A 25935-nucleotide genomic window follows, 5' to 3' on the forward strand; every position below is an offset into this window, starting at 1 on the left:
GCCCGTGACGAACTACACTGGGCGCATGACGGTGCGTAGAGCGGTCCGACGATTCGCCGTGGTTGCCGGCATTGCCATCACCACGTTGGCCGGATCGGTCTCCGTCGGTTCAGCGGCGGTCGACACCACCTTGCGGGTCGCCAAGGTCGAACCCGCGCCCGGCGCCGTGGTCGGCGTGGCGCATCCGGTCGTCGTGTCCTTCAATGCCCCGGTCACCGACCGCCGGGCGGCGGAGCGCTCCATCGTGTTCGACTCGCCGCGCACTCCCTCAGGTGATTTCGTCTGGCGGAGCAACAGTGTGGTGTCCTGGGAGCCGGAGGGCTTCTGGCCGGCGCACTCCACCATCTCGCTCTCCGTGGGCGGTGCGCCGATGAGCTTCGAGACGGCGGCCGCGGTGGTGGGTGTCGCCGACATCAATGCGCACACGTTCACCGTGAGTATGGACGACGAGGTGCTGCGGGAGATGCCGGCCTCGATGGGCAAGTCGGGATTCTCCACGCCCGTCGGTTCGTTCACGGCCCTGGAGAAACAGCGCAACGTCACATTCGACTCACGCACGATCGGCATTCCTCTCGACGATGAAGAGGGTTACCTGATCAAGGGGGAGTACGGCGTCCGGGTCACCTGGGGCGGCGTGTATGTGCACTCCGCTCCGTGGTCGGTCGGATCGCAGGGCTACAGCAACGTGAGCCACGGCTGCATCAACCTCAGCCCGGACAACGCCGCGTGGTATTTCGACATGGTCCGCATCGGCGACCCGATCATCGTGCAGGCCTGACGCTTTCGTCACGCTGCGCGTGCAGGTTCTTGGCTGTCGGTGACGTCTGCACGCCTGCCGGATCGGGATACGTCCCGAGCAGGCGATCAGCGGTGCCGGTGCTGGTGACCGTGAACCAGTAGTGCTCGTTCTTGAAGTGGTGCTGGCGGTGGTTGCGCCAGATCGCCCGGTAGACGGCCGTTCTGGGCTTGTAATCGCTGTGGATCAGGTAGTGGCACCACTCGTAACCGATGCCCAGCACCGCGAGGCAGGCCAGGAACGTCAGCCCCATCCCGAGCCGCGGGAACGCCAGCAGCGCGACGGCGATGGCGGCGGGCAGCACCCACAGCAGTGCGCGCCACGGGATGAAGACGGCAGGGATGTCGCGCGGATCGACATGGTGCTCACGGTGTTTGCGCGCCAGCAGGGGGTCGACGACGAGCCGGCCCACGCGCCTGGGCCGCCAGTGCAGGACGCAGACGTGGATCACCCACTCCAGGAACGGGAAGAGCGCGACCATCACGACGGGCACGACCGCGTCGGTGATCCGCCAGTCGCCGGTCGAGACGCGGGCGACGGCCGCGCACAGCAGCAGCGCCGAGATCATCCACGGCGAGGGATGTCTGGTGAACTCCCGCGCGGCGTCGGAGAGGGTGAACCCGTTGCGCGGGCGGCGGCCGGTGGTGGTGCTCATCGTGTCTCCTCCAGGGCGTCGAGAGCGGTCAGCAGGGCGGTGGATGCCGGCTCGAGCAGCCGGTGCGCCGCCTCCGCGGCGGCGGCCGGGTCACGCAGGCGGACGGCGTCGGCGACGGCGCGATAGGCGTCGGGACGCCCGACCTCGTCGGCCATCAGGGTGGCGAGCGCGGGCAGTGCCGGTTCGTAGGTGGCGCGCAGCGTGTTGTACATCAGCCGGAACACGATGGAGTCCGCGCCGTCGACCACCAGATCCCAGAAACTCAGTGCGTGGCGCTGCCGGTCGATCGGGTCCTCCTCGACGTCCAGCGTGTGGACCGCCTGGTCGAGTCGTTCCGGGAGGTCGTCGGGGCGCCGCTGTGCCGCCAGTTCGGCCACCTTCGGGCCGTTGTGCAGGCGGGTCTCGACGATGCTGCGCACCACGGAGACGTCGACATCACCTCGGTGCAGCAACAACCGGGGGAGCAGGTCCAGCCCGGCGTGTCTTCGGTAGTCGCGCACGGTGGTGGTGTCGCCCTGCCGCACTTCGACGAGGCCGGTCGCGGCGAGGCGTTTGAGCGCTTCACGGATCGCCGGCCGGGACACGCCGAGCACCTCGGCGAGCCGCCGCTCGCTCGGCAGGGCGTCTCCGGGCGCCATCTCGCCGGTGAGGACGCCGGACATGATCTGGTCGAAGACGTCCTCAGGGACGGATCGGCGGTGGACAGGCTGCAGCGGCATGCTGCCAGCCTGGCATGGCTATTGACCAGAGGTCAAGTGGTCAGACCAGTCAGCACTTCGTCTCGATGTCGAACGTGGCGGTCGCCTCGTCGGAATTGCCCTCGAACTCGCCCTGCGCCGTGCCGGAAATCGTGATGCGGCCGTTGTCGACGGTCGCCTTGCCGTCGCCGTTCGTGCCTTCCCAGAACGCGCCGGTGAAACCGTCGAGTCCCCGGATCTCGACCGACTGCGCGGTGATCTTGTCGCCGGTCGAGATCGCGGCACGGAAACCCGATTCTTTGTCCGGCGTCTCGACGAGCCAGTTCCAGCCCTGCTGGATGCATCGGATTGCCGGCGGGGGACTGATGTTCTTGCCGTTGATGCTCACCCGCGCGGTATGCGTGCCCACCGCCGCCGGCGGGGTCGAGCACGCGCCGAGTCCGGCGACCAGTACTGCTCCAGCAACTGCGATGATCCGGCTGTCCACGTCGCCACCTTATCCACGTCGTCCCGTCCGCACGGGCGCTTTCCCGGCACAGTCGCCGGACAAACCCCGTCGGTCAGCGCAAAGCGGCGGCGGTCTGCTCGTCTGCCGGCAGAAACGCCTCGATGCTCAGTTCGGCGGCGGTGAGGTCCAGAGCGGTGCCGAAGGTGGTCACCATGCTCAGAAAGGTCAGCGGCACCCCCTGCGGCGTGGTCAGCTCCAGCGGCACCGCGACACCGCCGAGGTCGGGTGCCTGCGTCGAATCCGCGCCGTAGGACCCGATTTCGGTGAGCAGCTCGGTCAACGCGGCGGAGCCGCCTGCGGCCACCTCGCGGCGCAACCGGGTCACCAGGTGGTGCCGCCACTGACCCAGATTGCGGATCCTGGGCGCCAGTCCGTCCGGGTGCAGGGCGATGCGCAGGGCGTTGGGCTCGGCGAGTAGATGTGCCGCGACCCCGTCGAGCAGCACACCGGCGCCCGCATTGGCCGCCACGATGTTCCACCGGCGGTCGACCACCACGCACGGAAAGGGGTCATAGGCGTCCAGCACCCGGGTGATGCCCGCGCGGACCGCCGACATGTCGGGGTCCTCGAGCGCCCGCTCGGTGTACACCGGCGCCAGGCCGGCCGCGGTCAGCATCTGGTTCTGCTCGCGACGCGGGACGTCCATGGCGTCGGCCAGTTTCAGCACCATCGCCCGGCTGGGCACCGAACGGCCCGTCTCGATGAAGCTGACGTGCCGTGCCGACACGTCGGCCTCATTCGCGAGATCGAGCTGGCTGAGCCGGCGCCTCTCCCGCCAGCTCCGCAGCAGCGTTCCGAACGGCGGTGTCGAGGTGTGCGCGCTCGTCATCACCACAGTGTCACCGCGCAGGCCGCCAACCGCGACTACCTCTGAGGTAATTGCCCCGCTTACCCGGACGCGGCACCGTTGACGGTGTCCCGTCGAGCGCAGGAGCACCGATGCCAGATCTGATGCCGCACACCACCGGTGCCGACCGTGCCATCCCGCGGTGGCTGCGCTTCGTGCTGGCGTCCGACCGCGCGGGTTCCGCGTGGTACATCGGCGCCGGCTTCTTCTTCGCGCCCGCACTCACGCTGGTGTCCCCGTGGCCCGCGGTCACGACGGCGCTGTGGGTGGTCATCGGCCTCGCCGGACTGTGGCTCGGAGTGCTCGGCCTGGCGATGGCCACCGGCCTGGCGATGGTGCTCCGATCGAACACCGAGATCCCGGAGGACTACTGGCGGTCGATCATCGACTATCCGGCCGCAACGGCGTCCCGTCAGCGCGCGCCCGGGCCGCCCCCGGTGTAGTCGACCTGCCAGTGCTTGATGCCGTTGAGCCAGCCGGAGCGCAGCCGTTCCGGCGGTGAGACCGGTTTGAGGTCCGGCAGGTGGTCGGCGATCGCGTTGAACATCAGGTCGATCGTCATCCGGGCCAGGTTGGCCCCGATGCAGTAGTGCGCGCCCGTGCCGCCGAATCCGACGTGCGGGTTGGGATCACGGAAGATGTCGAAGGAGAACGGGTCGTCGAACACCTCCTCGTCGAAGTTCGCCGACCGGTAGGACATCACGACGCGCTGGCCCTTCTGGATCCGCACCCCGGACAGGTCGTAGTCGACCAGTGCGGTGCGCTGGAACGACGTCACGGGCGTCGCCCACCGGACGATCTCGTCCACCGCGGTGGCCGGCCGCTCCTTCTTGTAGGCCTCCCACTGTTCCGGGAACTCGGTGAACGCGATCATGCCGTGGGTGATGGAGTTCCGGGTCGTCTCGTTGCCTGCGACCGCCAACAGCACCACGAAGAACCCGAACTCGTCGTCGGTGAGCTTGTGTCCGTCGACGTCGGCCTCGATGAGCTTGGTGACGATGTCCTCGCCGGGTTGCTCGGCGCGCAACGCGGCCAGTTGCATCGCATACATGATGAGTTCGACCGCGGCGTTGCGATTGTCGTGGTGGGCGAACTCCGGGTCGTCGTCGCTGACCATCTGGTTGGACCAGTCGAACAGCTTCTTGCGGTCCTCGAGCGGTACACCGAGGAGTCCCGCGATCGCCTGCAGCGGCAGCTCGCACGACACCTGCTCGACGAAGTCGCCCGTGCCTTCGGCGGTCGCGTTCTTGGCGATGTTCTGGGCGCGGTGGGCGAGGTCCTCACGGAGCCGTTCGACCGCCCGCGGGGTGAAGCCGCGCGAGATGATCTTGCGCAGATGGGTGTGGTGCGGGGCGTCCATGTTCAGCAGCACGAACTTCCCGGTCTCGAGCTGCTCACCCGTCGACCCCTCGGGATAGCGCGGCAGGGCGGTCTTCTCGAGACTGGAGAACACGTCGCTGCGCTTGGAGATCTCCTTGACGTCGTGGTGTTTGGTCACCACCCAGTAGCCGCCGTCGTCGAATCCGCCGATCCCGTCGGGCTGCGCGTTCCACCAGATCGGCGCGGTGCGCCGCAGCGCGGCCAGCTCCTGCACCGGCAGTCGATCGCGGTTGAGGTCGGGATCGGTGAAGTCGAACCCGGAAGGCAGACCGGGGACGGGCACGCTGATGGTCACGGGCGGCTCCCTCGGAAACGACATCGTCTACAGGCCGGTAATCCATTGCTACACCACGGATGCGACGGTCACCCCTGGTTCCGGGAATCCCGGCCGGGACGCACCGTGGACGGTCGGTGCCGCAGTCCGCCGGAGAACATCGGCCACTTTGGTAACAAAATCAAGGTCAGGGATGACAATGAGATGACACCGGGACGCAGGGAAAGGGCGGTCGGTATGGGTCTCTTCGAGCGTGGGGCAGTGCTCGTCGCCGCGGGTGCGGCGTTGGCCATCGTGATGTCGGCGCCGGCAGCGGCGCAACCGGGACCGCCCGCGCCACCCGGTCCACCGGCGCCGGGCGTCGAGGCCCAACCCGTGGTGGCGGCTGCGGCGCCGGCGCCTGCGCCCGCCGTAGGCGTGCCGCACCTGCCGAGCCCTGAGAACCTGCCGCCCGGGACATCCGACGTCCCCACCGGCCCGGCGCCGGGTCGCGGACTGTCCTACCTGCAGGACCTCTGGCACGCGATGCAGACGCAGGAGGTCAGCGGGCGTGACGCGCTGCTCCTGTTGACCCAGCGGCCACTCGATCCCAATGCGGCACCGCCGCCAAATCTGCCCGCAGGCCCGCAGGCCCCTGTCGCGGCCGTGCCGCCACCCGCCCCTGCGCCGGTGCCGCCGCCGATGCCCTCACCGCCGGCCTAATCGACCGCGGCGACCGCTTCGGCGACCGGCTCGATGCGGGCCGGAACGTGCTTGTGCCATGGCGTGCCCGCGAATGCATCACGCCAGTCGGTGGAGGTCAATGCGTTGGGCGCGACGCCGGGGATCTGGACGCCGCCCTCGTCGCGGTAGTCGACGCCGTAGCCGTTCGGCAGCGACACGTGGCCCGGCAGCATCATGTCGGTCACCTCGACGCCGGCCTCGGCGGTGCCGGCCGCCGTGGTGATCCTCGCCCGTCCGCCGTCGGACAGGCCGAACGCCACGGCGTCCTGCGGGCTGATGCGCAAGGCCCCGTCGGCGTCGCGTTTGCGCCATGCCGGGTCGCGCAGGATGTCGTTGGCGGTGTAGGCGCGGCGCTCCCCGGCCGAGAGCACGACGGGGAAGTCGACCGACGTCAGCGGGTCTCGTTCGGGACGCAGGGCCAGGACCTCGTCGAGCAGCTCCGGGATCTCCAGGGCGATCCGGTGATCGGCATGACCGATCAGACCGAAGTCGTCGAGATACTCGTGCACCGTGAAGGTGACACCCGAGCGGCCGGCCAGGATCGCACGGAACAGCGCATTGCCGTCGGCGTGGCCGGCGCGCCGGACCGCGTCGGGGTAGGCCATCGCCGTCTTCTGCGCGAGTCCCCACAGCGCCGCGGCCCCGGCGAGTCCTTCGGGCAGCGTCGGCCCGAGGGTCTCGTAGAGCACGAACGGCAGCACCCGGCTCAGCCCGGGGTTGGCGCCGACGGCGGTCAGGAACGCCTCGGTGTAGGCCTCCAGACCCTCCTCTGCCGCACGCCGCAGCGGCCGCAGCTCGTCGTCGCCGACGATCCCGAGCGCACGGACCAGGCGCGCCCAGATCTCCGGTTCGGGCAGCGTGCCCGGCAGCGGCGGGAAGAGGGGGTGGCGGAGGTGGAAGGTGTTGTGCGGGAATTCGAGGTTGAAGAACGTGGCCTCCGGCTTCTCGAACTGGGTGGCGGCGGGCAGCACGTAGTGCGCCAGCCGGGCCGTCTCGGTCATCGCCACGTCGATCACCACGAGCAGCTCGAGTGCCTCGAATGCGGCGCGGCAGGAGGTGGAGTCGGCCACCGAGTGAGCCGGGTTGCTGCTCTCGACCACCATCGCGCGGAAGCGGTCCGGGTGGTCGGTGAGGATCTCCTGCGGTACGACGTTGCTCGGCACCAGCCCGGCGATCACCGGCGCGCCGGTCACCGGAGTGCGGCCGACACCGCCGGCGCCGAACAGCGGCGCGAACGACGAGTGCAGGTGCTGGCCACCGCGCTTGCCGAAGTTCCCGGTGAGGATCCACAGCATCTTGTTGAGGTAGGAGCACAGCGTGCTGTTGGGCGCCTGCTGGATGCCGAGGTCCTCGAACACCGAGACGCTTCGGGCGGCGGCGATGCGGCGCACCGCGGCGCGCAACAGCTCCTCGGCGACACCGCAGCGGGCGGCGTACTCGCTCACCGGCACCTCACGCAGAACCGCGACCACCGGCTCAACCCCGTTGACGCGCTCGGCCAGGAACGTCTCGTCGCAGAGGTCTTCCTGGACGAGCACGGCGGCCATCGCCGCCAGGCACCAGGCATCGGTGCCGGGCCGGACACGTAGGTGGAACTCGGCCATCTTCGCGGTGTCGGTGACCACCGGGTCGATGACGATCATGGCGCGGTCGGGGTCCTTGGCGATGTCGTTGAGCACCACGCGGGCCCGCGGAAAGCTCTGCGACATCCAGGGGTTCTTCCCGACGAACACCGCCACCTCGGCGTGCTCGAACTCCCCGCGGGTGTGGCCGCCGTACAGCTGCGCGTCCACCCAGTGCTCGCCGGTCTTCTCCTGCGCCAGCGCATTCGACCGGTAGCGCGACCCCAGCGCCTTGAGGAACGCACCGCTGTAGGCGCCGCCGAGATGGTTGCCCTGCCCACCACCGCCGTAGTAGAAGATCTTGTCGCCGCCGTAGTCGTCCCGGATCCGCCGGAATCCGTCCGCGATCTCCGATATGGCGGTGTCCCAGTCGATTTCCTCGTAGCTGCCGTCGGCGCGCCGGCGCATCGGTGAGGTCAGCCTGCCGGCGTTGTTCTGGTAGTGGTCGAGGCGCAGCGCCTTGTTGCAGGTGTAGCCCTGCGATGCGGGGTGGTCCTTGTCGCCCCGGATCTTCGCCAGCGTCCGGTCTTCGGTGTGCACCACGATGCCGCAGTTGCACTCACAGAGGATGCAGGCGGTCGGCTGCCATTCAGTCGTCGTCACGGTGGTCTCCTGTCGCAGTCTCCAGCAGTGCCCGCAGCCGGCGGTGCACCAGGTCCAGCGGTGTGACGTCGCGACCGGCACGGGCGACGACGATGGCGCCTTCGAAGGCGGTGAGGATCAGCATGGCCAGTTCGTCCGACTGCCCCGCGGGCACGCCGTCGAGCTCCAGCCGGGTCCTGATGAGATCGGTCCACCGGGCGAACGCCGCAGCCGCGCGGTCGATCACCGCTCGTTGCGGATCCGGCTGCGCGGGGTCGCCCGCCTCGACGGAGACGGCGACCACCGGACAGCCGGCCCGGAAGTCGGTGTCGAGGAGTTGTCTGCGATATCCGGACATCAGGGCGTCGAGCATCTGCACGGCGCTGGTGGCCCGCGACATCCGGTCCGCCATGAACTGACCGGCGTAGTCGACCGCTTCGCAGAGCAGTTGATTCCGCCCGCCGGGGAAGTAGTGGTAGGCCGAGCCGCGCGGTGCGCCGCTGTGGGCGAGCACGTCGGCGATGGCCGTCGGGTGCGCGCCACGCTCCCGGATCAGCAGGGCCGCGGAGGCCACCATGCGTTCACGAGGACTGGACACACCGGCTCCTTCCGCCGCTATGTATGTGAACCTACATAACGGGAGTGCACAACGCCAGACCCGGCGCCGCCGGGGGTGACGGAACGGGAAGGAGTGGGGCTGCTACCCGGGTTGCCCGGCGCCGCGGTAGTCGACCATCGGCTGCCGGATCACGGTGTCCACGCCCGAATCGACCGTCAGCGCGGTGGGGGTGACGGTGTAGGTGACGCCGTCGTTCACCGCGACGTAGCCACCGGTCGTCGGTTCCGCGGCCAGCATCAGCGCCGCGTCGTCCTCGAGCCGCACGCCACGGAACTGGAGCTGACCGCCCGCACCCGCGCAGATCGCCACCAGCGACTCCGCGGTCCGGCCATATGCGACCGCCACCGCGGCACCCTGGCAGTGCGCTGCCGTGTCGACGAAACCCCGTTCGTCGGTGGTGAATTCAGACTCCGGCTCAGCGATCGCCGTGGCAGCCGGCCACGTCGCGCCTGCCGCGGCGGCCAGGCAGAGCAATGCGCCGACGGTTCCGCACCGGATGCGCGCCGACGATGACATTTCGGCCATTCATCAGGCTAACCCGGTCGGCGCCGGCAACCGCGCAGCGCGAACGCGTGTCGCGGTGGGGGAGTCAGACGCCTGCGGCCTCGTTGAGCTGATTGAGCGCACTGGTGGCCTCGATGTACTCCTGCACCCAGCGCTCGATCACCGTCGCGGTCTTCTCGACCTTGGTGAACTGGCCGACCACCTGACCGATCGGGTTGAACGCGACGTCGACGCTCTCGTTCGGGTACTTGTGGGTCGCGGCCACCGCCATGCCGGACACCATGTACTGCAACGGCATTCCGAGTGGCTTCGGGTTGTCGGGGTTCTCCCACGCCTCGGTCCAGTCGTTCTTCAACATCCGCGCCGGCTTACCGGTGAACGAGCGGCTCCGCACGGTGTCGCGGCTCGATGCCTTGGCGTAGGCGGCGTGCTGCACCGGGGTGTGCTCGGACTCCTCGACCATCACCCACTGCGAACCGGTCCAGGCGCCCTGCGCGCCGAGCGCCAGTGCTGCGGCGATCTGCTGGCCGCTGCCGATCCCGCCCGCGGCCAGCACCGGGACCGGTGCGACCTCCTTGACGACCTGCGGCCACAGCACGATCGACCCGACCTCACCGCAGTGGCCGCCGGCCTCTCCGCCCTGGGCGATGATGATGTCGACACCGGCATCGGCGTGCTTGCGCGCCTGCGACGGGGAACCACAGAGCGCCGCGACCTTGCGGCCTTCGGCGTGGATGTGCTTGATCATGTCGGCCGGCGGAGTGCCGAGCGCGTTGGCGATCAGCGTGCACTTCGGGTGCTGCAGCGCCACCTCGACCTGCGGGGTCGCGGTCGCCTCTGTCCAGCCCAGCAGTTGCATCGCATCGTCGTCGCTGTGATCGACCGGCACGCCGTGATCGGCCAGGATCTTGCGGGCGAACTCCACATGCTCGTCGGGCACGAGATCGTTGAGCGTCTTCTTGAGCACCTCCGGCGACAGATCGGTGGAATCCATGCCCTCGTACTTGTTGGGGATCACGATGTCGACGCCGTAGGGGTGGTCGCCGATGTGCTCGTCGATCCACTTCAGTTCGATCTCGAGCTGCTCGGGCGTGAACCCCACGGCGCCCAGCACGCCGAAGCCGCCGGACTTGCTCACCGCGACGACCACGTCCCGGCAGTGGGTGAAGGCGAAGATCGGGAGGTCGATTCCGAGTTCGTCGCAGAGGGCGGTGTGCATTCGGCGCTCCTAGGGTGGACCGGTCAGCGAACTGAAACGTGTTCTAGTTCTGTCGACGGTACCCCGTGCGAGGTGCGTCGGGGAAGCCGACCGCCATGAGTGGCGACCGACGGTGTCGGCATGGGGTGGTGTACTGGGCCGGACGTGAACTCCTCAGAAGAACCGAAGCGGGACGTGGTGGGCCGGCCGCTGTCACCGGCCGAGTCGGTGGCCGAGATCGGCGGCGGGCCGGGCGGCGCCACGGTGGGGGCGTTCTTCGACCTCGACGGCACCCTGGTCGACGGATTCACCGCGACGGCGCACGCCGGCCACCGCATCCGGCGCAGACAGGCCGGCGTCGGCGAGGTGCTCGGCGTGATGGAGGCCGCGGTGCGGTACCGGCTCGGACGCATGCAGTTCGAGCGGCTCGTCGTCAGGGCTGCGGGGTATCTGCGCGGCGAGTCGCTGGCCGAACTCGACGACCTCGGCGAGAGACTGTTCGTCGCGAGAGTCGCGGCCTGGGTCTACCCGCACATGCGCGAGGTGGTCTCGGCGCATCAGCAGCGTGGCCACACGGTCGTGATGAGTTCCTCGGCGCTGACCATCCACGCCGAACCGGTGGCGCGCTTCCTCGGCATCGACCATGTGGTGTGCAACCACTTCGAGGTGGACGGCCGCGGCCGACTCACCGGTGACATCGTCCGGCCGGTGGTGTGGGGACCGCAGAAGGCCACCGCCGTCGAACAGTTCTGCCTCGCGGGCGGTATCAGCTTGCGGGACAGCTGGTTCTACGCCGACGGCGACGAGGATGAATCCTTGATGCGGCTGGTCGGCCACCCCCGGCCGGTGAATCCGCGACCCGGCCTCGCGGCCGCGGCGCGACGGCAGGGCTGGCCGGTGCTGCAGCTCGCCGGCGTCCGGCGCGGCGCGCGACGACCTCGATGACTGCCTCGCCGGCAACGGGTTCGCCGCGGTTTGGCCGCTGGTCGCGGTGGGTAGCCTCGCGCTGTTCTCGACAACCTCGACAAGGGAGCGGTGCGTGACGGCACGACGATTGGCAATGCTCATCGGAGCGATCCTTCTGGTCGCCGGTGTGATCGGGCTGTTGGTGCCGGTTTCGGTGTCGGACTCGGACGGCAAGAGCGTGGGTTGCGGCAACGCGGCGGTGTCCGACAAGTCGGCCGCCCAGTCCGCCAACAACAGCGGCGTGGGAGGAGTGCCGGTACTCAACCAACTGGTCCCGCACACCGACTTCGTGGCGCTGTGCGACTCCGCGGTGTCCAGCAGGCGGTCGTGGACGATCCCGCTCGCGGTGGTCGGCGCGGTGGTGCTGGTCGGCGCGGTGCTGCTGCGGGGCAGGCGCGGTAGTCCCGCGGGCCTGTGATCGCCTAGCACGTCTAGCTAGCGCGCTGACCTGCTTCGATACCGCTCATCCACCCCGATCAGTCGGCCGCACGGGTCGGCCTTGTGGGCTGGCTCGCGCGAAATCTGGTTTACTCTGGTCCCGGTTGCGTCGGCAGACGTCTTGTCCTCGGCGCTCCCGGCGGCGGGCGAACTGCCGCTGGAGGACTTGCCAGGTTCAGCCACAGCCTTGCGAGCGTTATGTTTGCGTGCGCGCCGCCGTCGTCAACGAGGCGGCTCACGCGGGAGGTGGATCAGTGGAGGAACAGCGCGAAGCCGCGGTCGAGCACTCGACCGCCACCGAGTCGACGAACTGCCAGACCAGCGAACGCTGGGTGGACCGGGTGGTCGTCGTATCGGTAGCCGGCGTGGTCGACATGCTGACCGCGCCGCAACTCGAGGACGCCATCCGCAAGGCGGTGTCCCAGGAACCCGCCGGTCTGGTCGTGGATTTCACCGCGGTCGACTTCCTCGCCTCGGCCGGGATGGGCATCCTCGTCGCCGTGCACGACGAGGTGACGCCGAAGGTGACGCTGTGCGTCGTGGCCGAGGGACCCGCGACCAGTCGTCCGCTCAAACTGCTCGGCATCGCGGACATCATTCCGCTCTACAGCACCGTCGACGAGGCCGTCGCCGCACTGAGTGGCTGACGCCGCACAGGACACCGCATAGGACGAGGACCGAACGGGTACAGCAGAACTGCCATGATCGATTCTGTTCCGGCTGACGTCGCCAACGCCGAGAATTTCGTGCGCGTCGGCCTCACCGCCGACGCCCACAATGCGGCCCACACCCGGGAAGAACTCGCCCGCTGGCTGGATCAGTATTTCGAGCTCGACCAGACCCGGGTCAACGATCTGCTGTTGGCGACCAACGAGGCACTGGCCAACGCGGCGGAATTCGCCTACGTCAACGCCGAGCGCGCCGGGACGATGGACATCCTCGCCAACTTCAACGCGCGTGACCGCAAACTCACCGTGACCATCACCGATCACGGAACCTGGCGGCCGCCGAATCCGGCGCCGCAGAACCGGCTGCGCGGGCGCGGCATCCCGCTGATGCATGCGCTCAGCGACAATGCCTCGATCACGCCGACCTCCGAGGGCACGAGGGTGCACCTCGAGTGGACCGGGGTGCACGGTCGCGACGGAGTCGCCGGCTCCTGACGGGCCGGCCGCTATTCCGCGGCGAACAGCCCCTTGCCGGTGATGAACGGGAGGTCGAGGGTGGTGCGGATGCCGGGCGGTGCGGCCACCACCGCCGGGATCGCGTTCACGATCCGGCCCGCGGCGGCCACGATCGCGGCGTGGTTGTGATCGCCCCGGTCGCTGGTGGGGCAGATGTCGACGGTGTAGGACGGTTCGCCGGTGATCTCGACCCGGTACGAGCCGCCGGGTTGGGCCGGCTGCGCCCAGTCCGGGCGGAGGTCCCCACGGAGCCGGGTGACGTGTTCGACCACGATCGCCGGACGGCCGTTGACCATGCCGCGGATCTCGAAGCGCATCGCCGCGACGGTGCCTTCGGGAACGTGGCCCGCGGCGATGTCGAACGCCTCGGGTGCGGGCTCGCGCTCGTAGCTCTCGGTGATGTCGTCGATCTCCACGCCGAGGCCTTCGGCCAGCTGGCGGATGGTGGTGCCCCACGCGATGCTGAGCACGCCGGGCTGGAAGAGGATGGGCAGATCGTCGAGGGGTTTGCCGAACCCCATCACGTCGAACATCACGGTGGCGCCGTCGTAGGTGGCGTAGTCGGCGATCTCCATGCAGCGCACCTGTTCGATGCGTTGGCAGGTGCCGGCGAACGCGAAGGGGATCAGATCGTTGGCGAAGCCGGGATCGACGCCGGTGATGAAGAGGCTGGAACCGCCCTCGCGCGCGGCGTCTTCGACCATGTCGATGTACTTCCTCGGCATCAGCTTCCACGGAAACTGCAACACCACAGGAGCGGAACCGACGACGTCGACTCCGGCCGCGAGCAGCCGCATGACGTCGGCGATCGCGTCGGGCCCGCGGGTGTCGCCCATCGCGCAGTACACGACGCAGTCCGGTTTCGTCTCCAGCAGCGCACCCAGGTCGCCGGTGGCGGCGATCCCTGTCGAGATGTCAAGTCCGGCAAGCTCACCGGCGTCCCGGCCGACCTTCTCCGGTGTCGACACGCAGACCGACGTCAGCTCGTACTCCGGGTTGGTCAGCAGTCCGGTCAGCGCCAGCCGGCCGACGTTGCCGGTGCCGACGTGGGCCACGCGAATCGCCATTGATTCTCCTCGTATCGAGCGACAAAACTGGAACAGGTTCTAGTTGAGCGAGCCCCTAGGGTAGCCTGACCCGTCATGGGACGGGTAGACGGAAAAGTTGCACTGATCAGTGGCGGCGCTCGTGGCATGGGCGCTGCGCATGCGCGGATGCTCGTAGCCGAGGGCGCCAAAGTGGTGATCGGCGACATCCTCGACGACGAGGGCAAGGCGCTCGCCGACGAGATCGGTGACTCGGCCCGCTACGTCCATCTCGACGTCACCTCCGCCGACGAGTGGGCCGCCGCGGTCGATCTCGCGGTCACGGACTTCGGTTCGCTCAACGTCCTCGTCAACAATGCGGGCATCGTGGCGCTGGGCCAGATCGGCAAGTTCGACATGGCCAAGTGGCAGAAGGTGATCGACGTCAACCTCACCGGCACGTTCCTGGGCATGCAGGCCAGTGTCGAGGCGATGAAGACCGCAGGCGGCGGTTCCATCATCAACGTGTCGTCGATCGAGGGAATGCGCGGCGCGGTGATGGTGCATCCCTACGTGGCGTCCAAATGGGCGGTCCGCGGCATCACCAAGTCCGCGGCCCTGGAACTCGGCGCGCACAAGATCCGGGTGAACTCCATCCACCCGGGCTTCATCCGCACACCGATGACCAAGCACTTCCCCGACAACATGCTCACCATCCCGCTCGGCAGGCCGGGCCAGTCCGACGAAGTGGCGACCTTCGTGGTGTTCCTGGCCAGTGACGACTCCGCCTACGCCACCGGTGCCGAATTCGTGATGGACGGCGGACTGGTCAACGACGTTCCGCACAAGCTCTGACCAGGTCAGCGGGAGTGCAAGAATCCTCGAACGGATGATTCGACGGACCCGTGCCGGTTATCTCTTCCGGTATGAGGCCCGCGAACCATCCGGCGGTGCACCGGGGCACCGATCCGGCCTTCACCGCCGGCCGTGCGCTGCTGCGCGACCGGGTCACGCTGCTACCCGCCGCGGCGGTGCTGCGACGGCTCGACGCGTCTCCGTCGGCGTGGCGTGAGTTCGGCGCCCACTGGGACGAGCTGGTGCCCGACCACTACGCCGCCGACCACGGCTGCCGCCGCACACGCAGGTTCGGCCACTACCTGTTCTGCCCGGCCGCCCGGAGACTCACCCGCCTGCCGCACCACGCGTTCCTCCAGCCGGAGGATTCGAACGTGCTGTCCATCGGAGCGCACCGCCACTTCGCGCCGCTGACCGAGGCCTTCGCCGCCGACCCGATCCTGGCGCGGCTGCTCGACATGCTCGGCGACGTGGCGACGATGCTCGAAGACCGGGACGGCTGGCACGTCAAGGTGACCCGTTCCGGGTGTTCGCCGCAGCCGGTTCCGACGGCGCGCCCACCCCGGAGGGGCGTCACCGCGACGGCGTCACACTCGTGACCTCACTGCTGGTCGGGCGGCGCAACGTCGTCGGCGGTGTCAGCTCGGTCTTCGATCCCGACGGCCGGATCCTGCTGACCACTGAACTCATGGAGCCGGGAACGCTCCTGCTCGGCGACGACCGGTGCACCTTGCACGAGGTGACTCCGATCCGCCCCGTCGACCCGTCGGCGCCCGCGCGTCGGGACGTGCTCGTGGTGACGCTCGCCGGCTCGGACGCCTGACCGGGAGCAGCAGCAGGCGGCAGGGGCCGTAGTCTCTTCGGATCAGCCATCGCAGGAGACTCCGCAAGGCGCCACAGGAGGTAGGGACATGACCGCAGTCGAGGAGCGGCAGAGCCTGCAGCAGCTCGCCGAGGAGAAGGGTTGGCAGCGCATCGACCGCGACCGCATCGACATCTACGCGCGGGGCACGACGCGGGTCCGGGTGATCTGGCGGGGCGACAGTGCGATCAGCGGCGCGTCGCTCTACCACGACGACGTGATGACCACCTACACCCGGCAGTTGACCGACGTCAGCGGCTGGCTGAAGCGCTGAGCTCGTCGAGGGCCGCGGCCACGCACTGGGACCAGCGCGGTCCGGTCATCGACTCGTAGCCGCTGTCTCCGGCGAATGCGCTGGAGAGCACCAGATCCGGGGAGAGCGCTTCGAGCAGCCGCAGGCTCGTCTGCAGCGCGTCGGTGTCGCCGACACCCGGGATGACGAAGGTGCCCCAGGTGCCGTCCCCGCGCGGGAAGAGGGTGTCGCCGGTGAACAGGTACGTCTCGCCGTCCGCACCCGGCACCAGGTAGCTGGTGCTGCCGGGGGAGTGACCGGGGGTCGGGATGACCTGCACGCCAAGCGCATCGACGTGCCTGCTGTCGAGCGGTACGTGCACCTGGGCATGCCGGCCGATCCGCGCGATCTCGGCCGCGGGCGCGTGCAGCGTCGCCCCGAACCGGGCGGCCAGCGCGGCCAGCATCTGCCCGGCCTCGTCCTGGTGGGAGAGGTACTGGTCGGCCACGCCGCCGAGTGCGGCCATCTCGTCGAATTGCGCGTCGGTCGCGGGACAGTAGAACAGGGCGTTGCCCCCGGGTCTGGTCCACAGATAGGCGTGTGTGGTCAGTCCGGGGAAGGGTGAGTCGGTCCGGGTTTCGTAGAGGTCGGCGCGGATGCGCCGCAATCGGGTGTCCATGCGTTCAGTGTCGAACCTGAATATTGGTTGAGGTCAAGACTCGCGGCGGTCGATTTCGGATGCGTTGTCGCACAGCTGCTTCCAGGCCGGGCCGAGCACTGGTTTGACGCATCGCGGAAAAGGGAATCAAGATCCGGCACTCCGGGGCCCGCAGATTCCTGCGTGGCCCCGTCGACGGAGAGGACGACAGCATGGCTGAGAACAACAGCGGGCCCGCCGAGGGCATCCGCGGCGTGGTCGAGGACGTCAAGGGTAAGGCGAAGGAAGCGGTCGGGACCGTCGCCGGCCGTGACGACCTGGTTCGCGAAGGACAGGCCCAGCAGGACAAGGCCGAGGCCCAGCGTGAGGCGGCACAGAAGGAAGCCGAGGCCGAGAAGGCCCGCGCGAACGCCAAGGTCGACGAGCAGCGCCAGCGCGCGGCGCAACGACCCGACAAGGACTGACGCCGACGGTCCGTCGCACCGGCCACCCGGGGCTCCTGGCCCGCTGCGTAGTGTCGTGAACCGTGGGTGTGCGTGCGGGAATCGTGGTGACCGGGACCGAGGTGTTGACCGGCCGGGTGCAGGACCGCAACGGTCCGTGGCTGGCCGATCGTCTCCTCGAGTTGGGTGTCGACCTCGCGCACATCACCCTCTGCGGTGACCGGCCCGACGACATCGAGGCGGCGCTACGCTTCCTCGCCGGCCAGGGTGTCGACCTCGTCATCACCAGCGGCGGTCTCGGACCGACGGCCGACGACCTGACGGTGGCCACCGTGGCCCGGTTCTGCGGCCGGAGCCTCGTGCTCGACGCGGCGCTGGAGCAGAAGATCGCCGACATCCTGCGCAAGCTGATGTCCCGTTTCGATGGCGTCGACTTCGAGGCCGTGATGGCCGCGAACCGCAAGCAGGCGATGGTTCCCGAGGGAGCACAGGTACTCGATCCGGTGGGCACGGCGCCCGGGGTGGTGGTGGCCGGTGCGCCGACGGTGGTGGTGCTACCCGGCCCACCGCGCGAGCTGCAGCCGATGTGGCACACCGCCGTCGGTACCGAGGCGTTCCAGCAGGCGGTCGCCGGGCGGACCCGGTACGAGCAGCAGACCGTGCGGATGTTCGGACTCCCCGAGTCGGGGCTGGCCGAGACCCTGCGGTCCGCGGAGCGCGACGTCGCCGGTTTCGACCGCCTGGAGATCACCACCTGCCTGCGCAGGGGCGAACTGGAGATCGTCACCCGGTACGAACCGGACGCCGCGGATGCGTACTCCGCACTCGCGGACTATCTGCGTGAGCAGCACGGGACCGCCGTCTTCTCCGAGGACGGCGCCCTGGTCGACGACCTGGTCGCCGACCGGCTGGCGGGCCGCCGCATCGCGACGGCGGAGTCGTGCACGGCAGGCCTGCTGGCGGCGCGGCTCACCGAACGGCCGGGTTCGTCCGCCCACGTGGCCGGTGGCGTCGTCGCCTACGCCAACGCCGCCAAGATCGAGGTACTCGGCGTCGATCCGCAACTCATCGAGGCGCACGGAGCGGTGTCGGAGCCGGTGGCGGTCGCCATGGCCGACGGTGCGTTGCGCCGCTTCGCCGCCGACACCGCAGTGGCGATCACCGGGATCGCCGGCCCGGGCGGGGGCACGGCGGAGAAACCGGTCGGCACCGTGTGTTTCTGCGTGCGACTGGCGGACGGTCCGACGGTCACCCGGACGCTTCGGCTGCCGGGCAATCGCAGCGACATCCGAGAGCGTTCGACGACGGTGGCGATGCACATGCTGCTGCGCGCCCTGCGCGGCGACGACTGACCACCCGAATTGCTCAGCGGGGCCGCCGGATCCGCTCGAGGCTGGACGTCGACTCGTCCCAAGACAGCGCGATGTGCTGACACGCCTGGCATTCGGTCCATTCGGATTCCTTGGCCACCTTCACGTGCCGGGCGCACAGCACGGTGGTGTTGCCGCAGCACCGCCTGGTCATCACGTACGCGGCAGGCCGCCGGCACACGTCGTAGACCGGGGTGTCATTGCGATCGAAATAGACGCCGATGAACTCGCAGTGCGGACGCGACGCGCGGCCGGTGACCAGCGCGGTGAGTCGGTCCAGCCCAAGCACCTCGCGCAACCTGCGACGCACCGGTCCGGTCATGATCGGTTGACCTTAGCCATCCGCATGGGTGCTGTACAGCGCGCGGCATGTGACACCGCGGCCGATGACCGCCGGTGACGCATTGCTGCTCAACGACTTTGATACGTGAGCCGGTAGGTCCGGCGCCCGCGCTATCCGGCCACCGACGCGTCGTAGATCGACTGGATCGCCTTGTCGAGGGTGGCGTCGAACTCGGCGTCGGACTGCTGGGCGGACAAGCCCTCGGTCAGTGCACGGCTGAAGCTGGCGATCACGCCGCTGTTCTTCGCCAGCAGCGTGTTGGCCTCGTCGCGTGGGTAACCGCCGGACAGCGCCACGACCTTGAGCACCTTCGGGTGGTTCACCAGCGGCTGGTAGTGGTTGGCTTCCGTCGGAAGCGTCAGCTTCAACATCACCTTCTGGTCGTCGGGCAGGTTGTCGAGCTGCTTGGCGATCTCGTCGCGCAGGATCTCTTCGGCCTGCGCCTTGTCGTCGATCGAGATGGTCACCTCGGGCTCGATGATCGGCACCAGGCCGTGCGAGAGCACCTGTCGTGCCACCTCGAACTGCTGCTCGACCACGGCGGCGATGCCCGCGGCGTTCGCACCGCCGATGACCGAGCGCTCCTTGGTGCCGAAGATGCCGCCCCGCGCGCCCCGCGCCAGCAGGTCGTCGAGCTGGGGCATCGGCTTCATCAGCTGCACATCGTCGGACACGTCGGCCAGACCCTTGTCGATCTTGAGGAACGGCACCACGCCCTTGTCCTCCCAGAGGTAGGTCGCCGACGGCTTGCCCTCGATCTCGCGGTCCATCGTCTGCTCGAACAGGATGGCGCCCACCACCCGGTCGCCGGTGAAGACCGGCGAGGTGATGATGCGGGACCGCATCTGGTGGATCAGGTCGAACATCTCCTGCTCCGAGGAGTACGCGCTCTCCTCGACTCCGTAGAGCCGCAGCGCCTTGGGGGTCGAGCCGCCGCTCTGATCGAGCGCGGCGATGAACCCCTTGCCCGATGACACCTTGTCCGCTTGCTTGTCGTTCGCCATCTGCGCTGCCTACTCCCTTGAAGACGGTGGTCGTCGGCCACGTCCGCCGGTCGCCGGCGAGCGCGGTCCGCGTCCGAGGATATTCGGCCCATACGAGACCGCTCCGGCAGGTGCCATGGTTGGCTGTGAACCAGCTGTCGGTACCGACGGCGGGGTCGGGTCGGAAGGCGAAGGGGTTCGGGCAATGCGTCAGCTGAAACGATTCGCGGCGGTGGGTGCGGCCATGGCGACGGCGGTGGGACCGGCAGTACTCATGATCGTCGGCGCTCCGGGTGCGGCCGCTCTACCGCCGGGCGTCGACCCGTCACTGGTCACGTTCTCGAACATCCTGCGTCGCTGCGACGCCAGCCCGATGCAGTACGTGTCGGCGGCGGGCGAAGGTCGGGCGACCGCACACATCCGCACGGAAGGCTCGGGTCAGTTGGTGGCCGACGTCGACCTGGCGGTCGCGGAACCGTTCACCTTCTACGAGGTCAAGGTGATCCAGACGCCACGGTCGTCGGCGGCGAGCTGCGAGGCCGGGTCTGAGGGCACCGCGGTCGGGGCGATCAACACCAATGCCGCCGGGTCGGGCTTCGTCACGCTGCGCGGTCCGATCGCGCCGGGTGCGACGGGTGCCTGGATCTCCATCGAGCAGCCCCAGCCGTTCTCGCAGGTTCCCGACGAGTTCTACACCTCCGACCGGATCGTGGACATCTAGCCGGCGGTCCGCTCGGCGACGGAGGCGATCACCGCCGCGCACCGGTCGATGTCGGTGTCGCTGGTGGCCCAGTTCGCGATGCTGATGCGCAGCACATGCTCGCCCCGCCAGGTGGTGCCGCCCAGCCAGCAGGTGCCGTCCTGCTGGATGGCGGCGATGGCGGCGCGATTGGCTGCGTCGCCGCCCGGGAGCCGGAGCAGCACCTGGTTGAGCACCACCTCGTTGAGCACCTGCGCCCCGGGGATCGCCGAGAGCAGCCCCGCCATCCGCCGTGCCTGCGCACAATTGCGCTCGATCAGCTCGGCGACGCCGGCCCGGCCCAGCGACCGGATCGCCGCGTAGACCGGCACCGACCGGGCGCGGCGCGAACTCTCCGGCACGTAGCTGGTGTTGTCGCGTTCACCCGCATCGGCCACCAGATACGGACCGGTCAGGCTCATCGCCGCCCGGTGCGCGTCCGGATGGGCGACCACCGCCAGGGCGGCGTCGTAGGGCACGTTCAGCCACTTGTGGGCATCGACCGCCCAGGAGTCGGCGCGGTCGGCGTGGGCGGTGAGATGCCGGGTGCCGGGCGCCGCGGCGGCCCACAGCCCGAAGGCTCCGTCGACGTGCAGCCAGGCACCGTGGTCGGCGCACACGTCGGCGATCGGACCGAACGGGTCGAAGGCCCCGGTGGCGACGTTGCCCGCCTGCGCACAGACGATCGCCGGACCCTCGGCGCGCGACAGCGCGTCGCCGAGCGCACCGGGATCGAGCCGGCCCTGACCGTCGGCGGGCACCCGGGTCGCGGTACCGGCGCCGAGTCCGAGGAGCCGCAGTGCGGTGTGGATGGTGACGTGCGCCTGCTCACCGCAGAACACTCGCAGAGCCGGCGCGCCGATCAGGCCGCGGTCCTCGACATCCCAGCCGACGCGAGCCAGCACGGCATGACGGGCGGCGGCCAGGCAGGTGGTGTTCGCCGCCTGCCCGCCGGTGACGAACCCGACGCTGGCACCGGCCGGCAGTCCGAGCAGTTCCAGCGCCCACGACGCCGCGATCTCCTCGATCGCCGCACCTGCCGGCGACAGCGCGTGGAACGCGGCGCACTGGTCCCACGCCGAGACCAGCCAGTCGGCGGCCAGTGCCGCGGGGACCGCGCCGCCGACGACGAAACCGAAGTGCCGCGGGCCTGCGCTGGCGACCAGACCAGGCTCGGCGCCCAGCGCAAGCGCCTCGATCACGGCGGCGGGGTCCTCACCGCGCTCGGGCAGCGGTCCGCCGAGACGGTCGCGCACCGTGGCCGCCGACGATCGGGCGCCGACCGGCCGCTCGTCGAGTCCGGCGAGGAACGCCGTCGCGTGCCGGACGGCGCTGTGCAGGCCGGCGGTGCGGTCGGGCATGACTCGACCCTACTCAATGCCGTTCATTGACAAGGTGGTTCGGCGTGATGAGGCGAAAAAGAAGCGCGGCCGCGGATCTCGGCTTCGGCTTCTAGCCGCGCAACGAGCAGTCGCCACACATCGAACCGGCAGGCGCGCGGTAGAACAGACAGCAGCTGCGGCGCCGGAAGGTCATGTCTCCGGCGCTGAACCGGCCCGACCCGGCCAACGGTGTCGAGTCCAGCAGCGCGGCCGTCAACCCGACCACCGCGCGGCGCAGGTCCGGACGTGCCGCCGCGAGCGCGGCAGCACTGCCCACGAGCGCGGAGGCGATGTTGCCGCGCAGCAGTCCTGGCGCGAGCCTGACCGGCATACCCGCCGCCAGTCGGCTCAGCTGGCCGTCCACCACCGCGTCGTAGAGCCGCCCGGGGGAGAAGCCCTGCGCGCCGGCCGATTCGCCGGCGGGGTCGGTCAGACGCAACTGCGGGCCGTGGCGTGCGCGCTGCAACGACGTCAGGTCGGGGAGCACGCCGTGGCCGACCACGCACGCCAGCACGGGCGACCACAACCGGGCGGCGTGGCCGAGGTGGACGAGCGACGCGCCGACCCGGCGGTCGTCCGTGCGGTACCGGGTCACCGTCAGATCGACGAGGTCCGCGCAGCCGTCGCGGTAGCAGTCGGCGATCGGCCGCCAGTTCTGCGCGTCGCCGTTTCCGTCGCCCACCGCGATCGTGAAGAACATTCCGTAGGACGAGATGTCGGCCAGTGCCGAGGTGATGTTCACCCTGTCGGTGCGGCCCGTCGGCGGTAGGACGACGGGGTCTCGCCGCAGAACTGCGTGAACGCCCGGGTGAACGAACTCAGGCTGTCGAACCCGACGGTCGACGCGGTCTCCTGCACCGACTGCCCCGGAGAGGCCAGCAGAGCCATCGCCCGCAGCATCCGCGCGTGCAGCAGATAGGTCCGCCAGCTCAGCCCGAGTTCGTCCTGGAACTGCCGGCGCAGGGTCCGCTCGGACACCGCGACGGCGCGGCTGACCTCCTCGGCGGTCACGGACTGCAGATGCTCCTTGGTGTAGGCCATCGCCGCGGCGACGATCGGGTGCTCCGACGTCGGCAGGCTCAGCGGCGTCTCGTGGTCGAGCGCGTCGGACACCAGGTGCCCGAGCGTGCGGAAGAATCCGTCGGAGACCGGATCGCCGTCCGGTCGGCCGATCGGCCATCGCAGGGCGTAGAGCATCATCTCGCGGATCAGCGGCGACACCGCCAGGATCCGGGCCCGGTCGCCGCCACGGGTGATCAGCTGCGGGTCGAACATGACGGCGACGGTGCGCACGGCGGGGCTCATCGTGGTCTGGTGCTCGAGGCCGGCGGGCAACCACGCCGCCTGCTGCGGGGGCACCAGGTGATGGCCGGCGGCGGTCTCCACCTCGACCACGCCGCCGGTGGCGTACTCGATCTGGTGGACGTCGTGAGAGTGCCAGCCGGTGACCAGCTTCTCGCCCTCGTAGAGGTAACTGCCGCCGAGGGCGCGCCCGCCGCGGCGCAGGTCGACATGGCCGACAACGCGGCCAAGGTTGGCCGGTACGGCCAAACCTATGGCCGGACGCGCAGAGACGGTCACGGTTTCCGAGGGTACTAGTTGAGTCATGAACACCGACGACCTGATCCTGGTGAGCATCGACGACCACGTCGTCGAACCGCCCGACATGTTCCTCAACCATGTGCCGGCCAAGTACAAGGCCGACGCGCCGGTCGTCGTGACCGACGACAAGGGCGTCGACCAGTGGATGTATCAGGGCAGGCCGCAGGGGGTCAGCGGGCTCAACGCGGTGGTGTCCTGGCCGCCCGAGGAGTGGGGCCGCGATCCCGCCGGCTTCGCCGAGATGCGGCCCGGGGTGTACGACGTTCACGAGCGCGTCCGTGACATGAACCGCAACGGCATTCTCGCGTCGATGTGCTTCCCGACGTTCACCGGCTTCTCGGCGCGTCACCTGAACATGCACCGCGAAGAGGTCACGTTGGTCATGGTGTCGGCCTACAACGACTGGCACATCGACGAGTGGGCGGGCAGCTACCCCGACCGGTTCATCCCGATCGCGGTGCTGCCGACGTGGAACCCCGAAGCCATGTGCAAGGAGATCCGCCGGGTCGCGGCCAAGGGCTGCCGGGCGGTCACGATGCCGGAGCTGCCGCACCTCGAGGGGCTGCCGAGCTACCACGACGAGGAGTACTGGGGTCCGGTGTTCCGGACGCTGTCCGAGGAGAACGTGGTGATGTGCCTGCACATCGGCACGGGTTTCGGGGCGATCAGCATGGCGCCGAACGCCCCGATCGACAACCTGATCATCCTCGCCACCCAGGTGTCGGCGATGTGCGCGCAGGACCTGCTGTGGGGACCCGCGATGCGCAACTACCCGGATCTGAAGTTCGCGTTCTCCGAGGGCGGGATCGGCTGGATCCCCTTCTATCTGGATCGCAGTGATCGGCACTACACGAATCAGAAGTGGCTGCGCCGCGACTTCGGCGACAAGCTGCCCAGTGACGTGTTTCGCGAGCACTCCCTGGCGTGCTACGTCACCGACAAGACCTCGCTCAAGCTGCGCCACGAGATCGGCATCGACATCATCGCCTGGGAGTGCGACTACCCGCACTCGGACTGCTTTTGGCCCGACGCGCCCGAACAGGTGCACGCCGAACTGCTCGCGGCCGGCGCCGACGACAGTGACATCGACAAGATCACCTGGCAGAACAGCTGCCGGTTCTTCGGCTGGGACCCGTTCAAGCTGACCCCGCGCGATGATGCCAAGGTCGGTGCGTTGCGCGCCAAGGGCGCTGACGTCGACGTGTCGATCCGGCCGCGTAAGGAATGGGCGCGGATCTACGAGCAGAAGCAGCTCGCCAAGGCCTGACGGCCGGGCCGTTTACCGCCGACCCACACCGGAAACCCGGCAGCCATGATCGGGAAACTGCGCTCCGTCGTCGTCGACACCAAAGACCCGCAGGCACTGGCGGAGTTCTACGCCGGTGTGCTCGGCGGGGACATCGAAGCCGAGGACGACGCGTTCATCGTGCTCACCGAGTCCTCCGGGCGACGGCTGGCCTTCCAGCTCTCACCCGAACACGAGCCACCGCGGTTCCCGGATCCGCGCGGCTCGCAGCAGTTCCACCTCGACATCCAGGTCGACGACGTCGAGGCCGCGCAGCAGCAGGTGCTCGCACTCGGCGCGACCGACATGGGCATCGAGGGTGGCGACTTCCGGGTGTACCGGGACCCGGCAGGGCATACGTTCTGCCTGGTCTGGGGGATCACCGAGTAGATCCGCCGAAAATCGGTGGCCCGAACGGAGTTCCGTGCGGCACCCTGTGACACGTGCTCGACGTCGACGACTTCATCCGTGCCGGTTTCGCCCGGCTGACCGGGGCTGCTGCGCGCGAAACCGCTGACGCCGCAAGGGAATTGTTGTGGCGACAGATCGGACTCGACCCGGACGAACCCGGGACGTGGGACGCGCCGGTGAAGTGGGCCGCCGACCTCACCGGTGCCGGCCCGTTCGGCGAGATCGCGCGCAGCGCCCGCCTCGCCGACGCACTGGACCGCGTGTGCGGCCGCGGTGGCTGGTCACCGCGGGGGGCGCTCGGCAACATCCCCGTTCGCTTCCCGGTGCAGCCGCCCGCAGAGGACCGCGGCTGGCACATCGACGCCAATACGCCGGCGCCCGACGGCTCGTGGTCAGTCAGCGGGAGACCGCACACCCTGTTGCTGCTGACATTGCTGTCCGAAGTCGGGGCCGATGACGCGCCGACGCGCATCCGGATCGGCTCACATCGCGAGGTGGCCACGGCGCTGGGGGAGCGTCGGTTCTCCTTCCAGGATTCGACGCCGATCGTCGACGAGGCGAGCGCCGGATGCCCGGTCGGGTATGCGACCGGCAGCCCCGGCGACATGTATCTCGTCCACCCGTTCACGGTGCACGCCGCCGACGAACACCGCGGCGCCACGCCACGATTCATGGCCCAGGCACCGGTCATGCTGACCGGGCCGCTCACCCCGGGGTCGGAGTCGGCGCTGGCCCGCGTCTGGGACTGACA

Annotated in this window: 31 protein-coding genes and 1 pseudogene; 16 read left to right on the plus strand and 16 right to left on the minus strand. The window is 69.3% G+C overall.

Annotation, left to right across the window (positions count from 1 at the left end; genetic code table 11):
- The first annotated feature begins 25 nt into the window (after positions 1–25).
- Positions 26–778: a L,D-transpeptidase gene (locus AB0K11_RS25695; RefSeq protein WP_364983874.1), complete on the plus strand. Its 753-nt coding sequence runs from the start codon at positions 26–28 to the stop codon at positions 776–778.
- Here the strand turns inward: AB0K11_RS25695 and AB0K11_RS25700 are convergent.
- The 4 genes from AB0K11_RS25700 to AB0K11_RS25715 form a co-directional block, all read right to left on the minus strand.
- The gene (locus tag AB0K11_RS25700; protein WP_364983877.1) at positions 762–1451 is read right to left on the minus strand and encodes a sterol desaturase family protein; all 690 of its coding nucleotides are present in this window, start codon (positions 1449–1451) and stop codon (positions 762–764) included. The genes AB0K11_RS25695 and AB0K11_RS25700 overlap by 17 nt on opposite strands.
- The gene (locus tag AB0K11_RS25705; protein WP_364983880.1) at positions 1448–2170 is read right to left on the minus strand and encodes a GntR family transcriptional regulator; all 723 of its coding nucleotides are present in this window, start codon (positions 2168–2170) and stop codon (positions 1448–1450) included. The genes AB0K11_RS25700 and AB0K11_RS25705 overlap by 4 nt, the downstream gene beginning before the upstream one ends.
- A 49-nt stretch (positions 2171–2219) precedes the next feature.
- Positions 2220–2636: a lipoprotein LpqH gene (locus AB0K11_RS25710; protein ID WP_364983883.1), complete on the minus strand. Its 417-nt coding sequence runs from the start codon at positions 2634–2636 to the stop codon at positions 2220–2222.
- A gap of 73 nt (positions 2637–2709) precedes the next feature.
- Entirely contained in the window at positions 2710–3486 is a 777-nt protein-coding gene (locus tag AB0K11_RS25715) for a helix-turn-helix transcriptional regulator (RefSeq protein WP_364983886.1), read from the minus strand.
- Positions 3487–3596: 110 nt separating this feature from the next.
- On the opposite strand from AB0K11_RS25715, the gene AB0K11_RS25720 reads away from it, so the two are divergent.
- Positions 3597–3947, plus strand: coding sequence for a hypothetical protein (locus tag AB0K11_RS25720; RefSeq protein ID WP_364983888.1), 351 nt, complete (start codon positions 3597–3599; stop codon positions 3945–3947).
- Here AB0K11_RS25720 and AB0K11_RS25725 read toward each other — a convergent pair.
- Positions 3917–5167, minus strand: a complete 1251-nt coding sequence (locus AB0K11_RS25725) for a cytochrome P450 (protein ID WP_364984194.1) — start codon at positions 5165–5167, stop codon at positions 3917–3919. The genes AB0K11_RS25720 and AB0K11_RS25725 overlap by 31 nt on opposite strands.
- Positions 5168–5395: 228 nt before the next feature.
- On the opposite strand from AB0K11_RS25725, the gene AB0K11_RS25730 reads away from it, so the two are divergent.
- The gene (locus tag AB0K11_RS25730; protein ID WP_364983891.1) at positions 5396–5860 is read left to right on the plus strand and encodes a hypothetical protein; all 465 of its coding nucleotides are present in this window, start codon (positions 5396–5398) and stop codon (positions 5858–5860) included.
- On the opposite strand, the gene AB0K11_RS25735 is transcribed toward AB0K11_RS25730, so the two are convergent.
- From AB0K11_RS25735 to AB0K11_RS25750, 4 genes are all read right to left on the minus strand, one after another.
- Positions 5857–8106 carry a molybdopterin-dependent oxidoreductase gene (locus AB0K11_RS25735; protein ID WP_364983894.1) on the minus strand — a complete coding sequence of 750 codons (2250 nt, stop codon included), beginning with the start codon at positions 8104–8106 and terminating at the stop codon, positions 5857–5859. The genes AB0K11_RS25730 and AB0K11_RS25735 overlap by 4 nt on opposite strands.
- Positions 8093–8683, minus strand: a complete 591-nt coding sequence (locus AB0K11_RS25740) for a TetR/AcrR family transcriptional regulator (RefSeq protein ID WP_364983897.1) — start codon at positions 8681–8683, stop codon at positions 8093–8095. Before AB0K11_RS25740 ends, AB0K11_RS25735 begins: the two co-directional genes overlap by 14 nt.
- Positions 8684–8785: 102 nt before the next feature.
- Positions 8786–9229 (minus strand): hypothetical protein, encoded by a 444-nt coding sequence (locus tag AB0K11_RS25745; protein WP_364983900.1) that lies wholly within the window; start codon positions 9227–9229, stop codon positions 8786–8788.
- Positions 9230–9293: 64 nt separating this feature from the next.
- Positions 9294–10427, minus strand: coding sequence for a nitronate monooxygenase family protein (locus AB0K11_RS25750; RefSeq protein ID WP_364983903.1), 1134 nt, complete (start codon positions 10425–10427; stop codon positions 9294–9296).
- Positions 10428–10601: 174 nt separating this feature from the next.
- Here AB0K11_RS25750 and AB0K11_RS25755 point away from each other — a divergent pair, with 174 nt between their 5' ends.
- From AB0K11_RS25755 to AB0K11_RS25770, 4 genes are all read left to right on the plus strand, one after another.
- Complete coding sequence (locus AB0K11_RS25755; protein WP_364984197.1) at positions 10602–11351, plus strand: HAD-IB family hydrolase; 750 nt, start codon at positions 10602–10604, stop codon at positions 11349–11351.
- 94 nt (positions 11352–11445) lie between these two features.
- Entirely contained in the window at positions 11446–11790 is a 345-nt protein-coding gene (locus tag AB0K11_RS25760) for an aminopeptidase (RefSeq protein WP_364983906.1), read from the plus strand.
- A gap of 274 nt (positions 11791–12064) precedes the next feature.
- Entirely contained in the window at positions 12065–12457 is a 393-nt protein-coding gene (locus AB0K11_RS25765) for an STAS domain-containing protein (protein ID WP_364983908.1), read from the plus strand.
- Positions 12458–12511: 54 nt separating this feature from the next.
- A complete protein-coding gene (locus AB0K11_RS25770; protein ID WP_364983911.1) occupies positions 12512–12973 on the plus strand; it encodes an ATP-binding protein in 462 nt (153 codons plus the stop codon).
- Between the two features lie 11 nt (positions 12974–12984).
- Here AB0K11_RS25770 and AB0K11_RS25775 read toward each other — a convergent pair whose 3' ends face one another.
- Complete coding sequence (locus AB0K11_RS25775; RefSeq protein WP_364983914.1) at positions 12985–14061, minus strand: diacylglycerol kinase; 1077 nt, start codon at positions 14059–14061, stop codon at positions 12985–12987.
- Positions 14062–14136: 75 nt separating this feature from the next.
- On the opposite strand from AB0K11_RS25775, the gene AB0K11_RS25780 reads away from it, so the two are divergent.
- The 3 genes and pseudogenes from AB0K11_RS25780 (at position 14137) to AB0K11_RS25790 (ending at position 16010) form a co-directional block, all read left to right on the plus strand.
- On the plus strand, positions 14137–14874 hold the full coding sequence (locus AB0K11_RS25780) for a glucose 1-dehydrogenase (protein ID WP_364983917.1): 738 nt from the start codon (positions 14137–14139) through the stop codon (positions 14872–14874).
- A gap of 71 nt (positions 14875–14945) precedes the next feature.
- Positions 14946–15697, plus strand: a pseudogene (locus tag AB0K11_RS25785) (2OG-Fe dioxygenase family protein).
- Between the two features lie 88 nt (positions 15698–15785).
- Entirely contained in the window at positions 15786–16010 is a 225-nt protein-coding gene (locus AB0K11_RS25790; RefSeq protein WP_364983920.1) for a hypothetical protein, read from the plus strand.
- Here the strand turns inward: AB0K11_RS25790 and AB0K11_RS25795 are convergent.
- A complete protein-coding gene (locus tag AB0K11_RS25795; RefSeq protein WP_364983923.1) occupies positions 15988–16647 on the minus strand; it encodes an MBL fold metallo-hydrolase in 660 nt (219 codons plus the stop codon). The genes AB0K11_RS25790 and AB0K11_RS25795 overlap by 23 nt on opposite strands.
- Positions 16648–16838: 191 nt before the next feature.
- Here AB0K11_RS25795 and AB0K11_RS25800 point away from each other — a divergent pair, with 191 nt between their 5' ends.
- Both AB0K11_RS25800 and AB0K11_RS25805 read left to right on the plus strand, forming a co-directional pair.
- Positions 16839–17090 carry a CsbD family protein gene (locus AB0K11_RS25800; protein WP_364983925.1) on the plus strand — a complete coding sequence of 84 codons (252 nt, stop codon included), beginning with the start codon at positions 16839–16841 and terminating at the stop codon, positions 17088–17090.
- Positions 17091–17152: 62 nt separating this feature from the next.
- Positions 17153–18421: a competence/damage-inducible protein A gene (locus tag AB0K11_RS25805; RefSeq protein WP_364983928.1), complete on the plus strand. Its 1269-nt coding sequence runs from the start codon at positions 17153–17155 to the stop codon at positions 18419–18421.
- 13 nt (positions 18422–18434) lie between these two features.
- On the opposite strand, the gene AB0K11_RS25810 is transcribed toward AB0K11_RS25805, so the two are convergent.
- Both AB0K11_RS25810 and AB0K11_RS25815 read right to left on the minus strand, forming a co-directional pair.
- A complete protein-coding gene (locus tag AB0K11_RS25810; protein ID WP_364983931.1) occupies positions 18435–18761 on the minus strand; it encodes a hypothetical protein in 327 nt (108 codons plus the stop codon).
- A gap of 131 nt (positions 18762–18892) precedes the next feature.
- On the minus strand, positions 18893–19786 hold the full coding sequence (locus tag AB0K11_RS25815; RefSeq protein WP_364983934.1) for a fructose bisphosphate aldolase: 894 nt from the start codon (positions 19784–19786) through the stop codon (positions 18893–18895).
- 184 nt (positions 19787–19970) lie between these two features.
- Here AB0K11_RS25815 and AB0K11_RS25820 point away from each other — a divergent pair, with 184 nt between their 5' ends.
- Complete coding sequence (locus AB0K11_RS25820) at positions 19971–20486, plus strand: hypothetical protein (RefSeq protein WP_364983937.1); 516 nt, start codon at positions 19971–19973, stop codon at positions 20484–20486.
- Here AB0K11_RS25820 and AB0K11_RS25825 read toward each other — a convergent pair.
- From AB0K11_RS25825 to AB0K11_RS25835, 3 genes are all read right to left on the minus strand, one after another.
- Positions 20483–21865: a pyridoxal-dependent decarboxylase gene (locus tag AB0K11_RS25825; RefSeq protein ID WP_364983940.1), complete on the minus strand. Its 1383-nt coding sequence runs from the start codon at positions 21863–21865 to the stop codon at positions 20483–20485. The genes AB0K11_RS25820 and AB0K11_RS25825 overlap by 4 nt on opposite strands.
- 91 nt (positions 21866–21956) lie before the next feature.
- A complete protein-coding gene (locus AB0K11_RS25830; protein WP_364983943.1) occupies positions 21957–22628 on the minus strand; it encodes a (2Fe-2S)-binding protein in 672 nt (223 codons plus the stop codon).
- The gene (locus AB0K11_RS25835) at positions 22625–23467 is read right to left on the minus strand and encodes a helix-turn-helix transcriptional regulator (RefSeq protein ID WP_364983946.1); all 843 of its coding nucleotides are present in this window, start codon (positions 23465–23467) and stop codon (positions 22625–22627) included. Before AB0K11_RS25835 ends, AB0K11_RS25830 begins: the two co-directional genes overlap by 4 nt.
- A 25-nt stretch (positions 23468–23492) precedes the next feature.
- Here AB0K11_RS25835 and AB0K11_RS25840 point away from each other — a divergent pair, with 25 nt between their 5' ends.
- Genes AB0K11_RS25840 through AB0K11_RS25850 form a run of 3 tightly spaced genes read left to right on the plus strand, consistent with a single transcriptional unit; the run spans position 23493 to position 25933 of the window.
- A complete protein-coding gene (locus AB0K11_RS25840; protein WP_364983949.1) occupies positions 23493–24755 on the plus strand; it encodes an amidohydrolase family protein in 1263 nt (420 codons plus the stop codon).
- 45 nt (positions 24756–24800) lie between these two features.
- Positions 24801–25163, plus strand: coding sequence for a VOC family protein (locus AB0K11_RS25845; protein ID WP_364983952.1), 363 nt, complete (start codon positions 24801–24803; stop codon positions 25161–25163).
- Between the two features lie 53 nt (positions 25164–25216).
- On the plus strand, positions 25217–25933 hold the full coding sequence (locus AB0K11_RS25850; protein WP_364983954.1) for a mitomycin antibiotics/polyketide fumonisin biosynthesis protein: 717 nt from the start codon (positions 25217–25219) through the stop codon (positions 25931–25933).
- The last annotated feature ends 2 nt before the right edge of the window (positions 25934–25935 follow it).

It is taken from the genome of Mycobacterium sp. NPDC050551 (assembly GCF_040674075.1).
Lineage (GTDB): Bacteria > Actinomycetota > Actinomycetes > Mycobacteriales > Mycobacteriaceae > Mycobacterium.

Excerpts from the sequence above, each read along its gene's own strand:
- AB0K11_RS25695 (WP_364983874.1), top strand. The coding sequence starts at position 26 with ATGACGGTGCGTAGAGCGGTCCGACGATTCGCCGTGGTTGCCGGCATT.
- AB0K11_RS25700 (WP_364983877.1), bottom strand. The coding sequence starts at position 1,451 with ATGAGCACCACCACCGGCCGCCGCCCGCGCAACGGGTTCACCCTCTCC.
- AB0K11_RS25705 (WP_364983880.1), bottom strand. The coding sequence starts at position 2,170 with ATGCCGCTGCAGCCTGTCCACCGCCGATCCGTCCCTGAGGACGTCTTC.
- AB0K11_RS25715 (WP_364983886.1), bottom strand. The coding sequence starts at position 3,486 with ATGACGAGCGCGCACACCTCGACACCGCCGTTCGGAACGCTGCTGCGG.
- AB0K11_RS25720 (WP_364983888.1), top strand. The coding sequence starts at position 3,597 with ATGCCAGATCTGATGCCGCACACCACCGGTGCCGACCGTGCCATCCCG.
- AB0K11_RS25730 (WP_364983891.1), top strand. The coding sequence starts at position 5,396 with ATGGGTCTCTTCGAGCGTGGGGCAGTGCTCGTCGCCGCGGGTGCGGCG.
- AB0K11_RS25745 (WP_364983900.1), bottom strand. The coding sequence starts at position 9,229 with ATGGCCGAAATGTCATCGTCGGCGCGCATCCGGTGCGGAACCGTCGGC.
- AB0K11_RS25750 (WP_364983903.1), bottom strand. The coding sequence starts at position 10,427 with ATGCACACCGCCCTCTGCGACGAACTCGGAATCGACCTCCCGATCTTC.
- AB0K11_RS25770 (WP_364983911.1), top strand. The coding sequence starts at position 12,512 with ATGATCGATTCTGTTCCGGCTGACGTCGCCAACGCCGAGAATTTCGTG.
- AB0K11_RS25775 (WP_364983914.1), bottom strand. The coding sequence starts at position 14,061 with ATGGCGATTCGCGTGGCCCACGTCGGCACCGGCAACGTCGGCCGGCTG.
- AB0K11_RS25780 (WP_364983917.1), top strand. The coding sequence starts at position 14,137 with ATGGGACGGGTAGACGGAAAAGTTGCACTGATCAGTGGCGGCGCTCGT.
- AB0K11_RS25790 (WP_364983920.1), top strand. The coding sequence starts at position 15,786 with ATGACCGCAGTCGAGGAGCGGCAGAGCCTGCAGCAGCTCGCCGAGGAG.
- AB0K11_RS25795 (WP_364983923.1), bottom strand. The coding sequence starts at position 16,647 with ATGGACACCCGATTGCGGCGCATCCGCGCCGACCTCTACGAAACCCGG.
- AB0K11_RS25800 (WP_364983925.1), top strand. The coding sequence starts at position 16,839 with ATGGCTGAGAACAACAGCGGGCCCGCCGAGGGCATCCGCGGCGTGGTC.
- AB0K11_RS25810 (WP_364983931.1), bottom strand. The coding sequence starts at position 18,761 with ATGACCGGACCGGTGCGTCGCAGGTTGCGCGAGGTGCTTGGGCTGGAC.
- AB0K11_RS25815 (WP_364983934.1), bottom strand. The coding sequence starts at position 19,786 with ATGGCGAACGACAAGCAAGCGGACAAGGTGTCATCGGGCAAGGGGTTC.
- AB0K11_RS25820 (WP_364983937.1), top strand. The coding sequence starts at position 19,971 with ATGCGTCAGCTGAAACGATTCGCGGCGGTGGGTGCGGCCATGGCGACG.
- AB0K11_RS25825 (WP_364983940.1), bottom strand. The coding sequence starts at position 21,865 with ATGCCCGACCGCACCGCCGGCCTGCACAGCGCCGTCCGGCACGCGACG.
- AB0K11_RS25840 (WP_364983949.1), top strand. The coding sequence starts at position 23,493 with ATGAACACCGACGACCTGATCCTGGTGAGCATCGACGACCACGTCGTC.
- AB0K11_RS25845 (WP_364983952.1), top strand. The coding sequence starts at position 24,801 with ATGATCGGGAAACTGCGCTCCGTCGTCGTCGACACCAAAGACCCGCAG.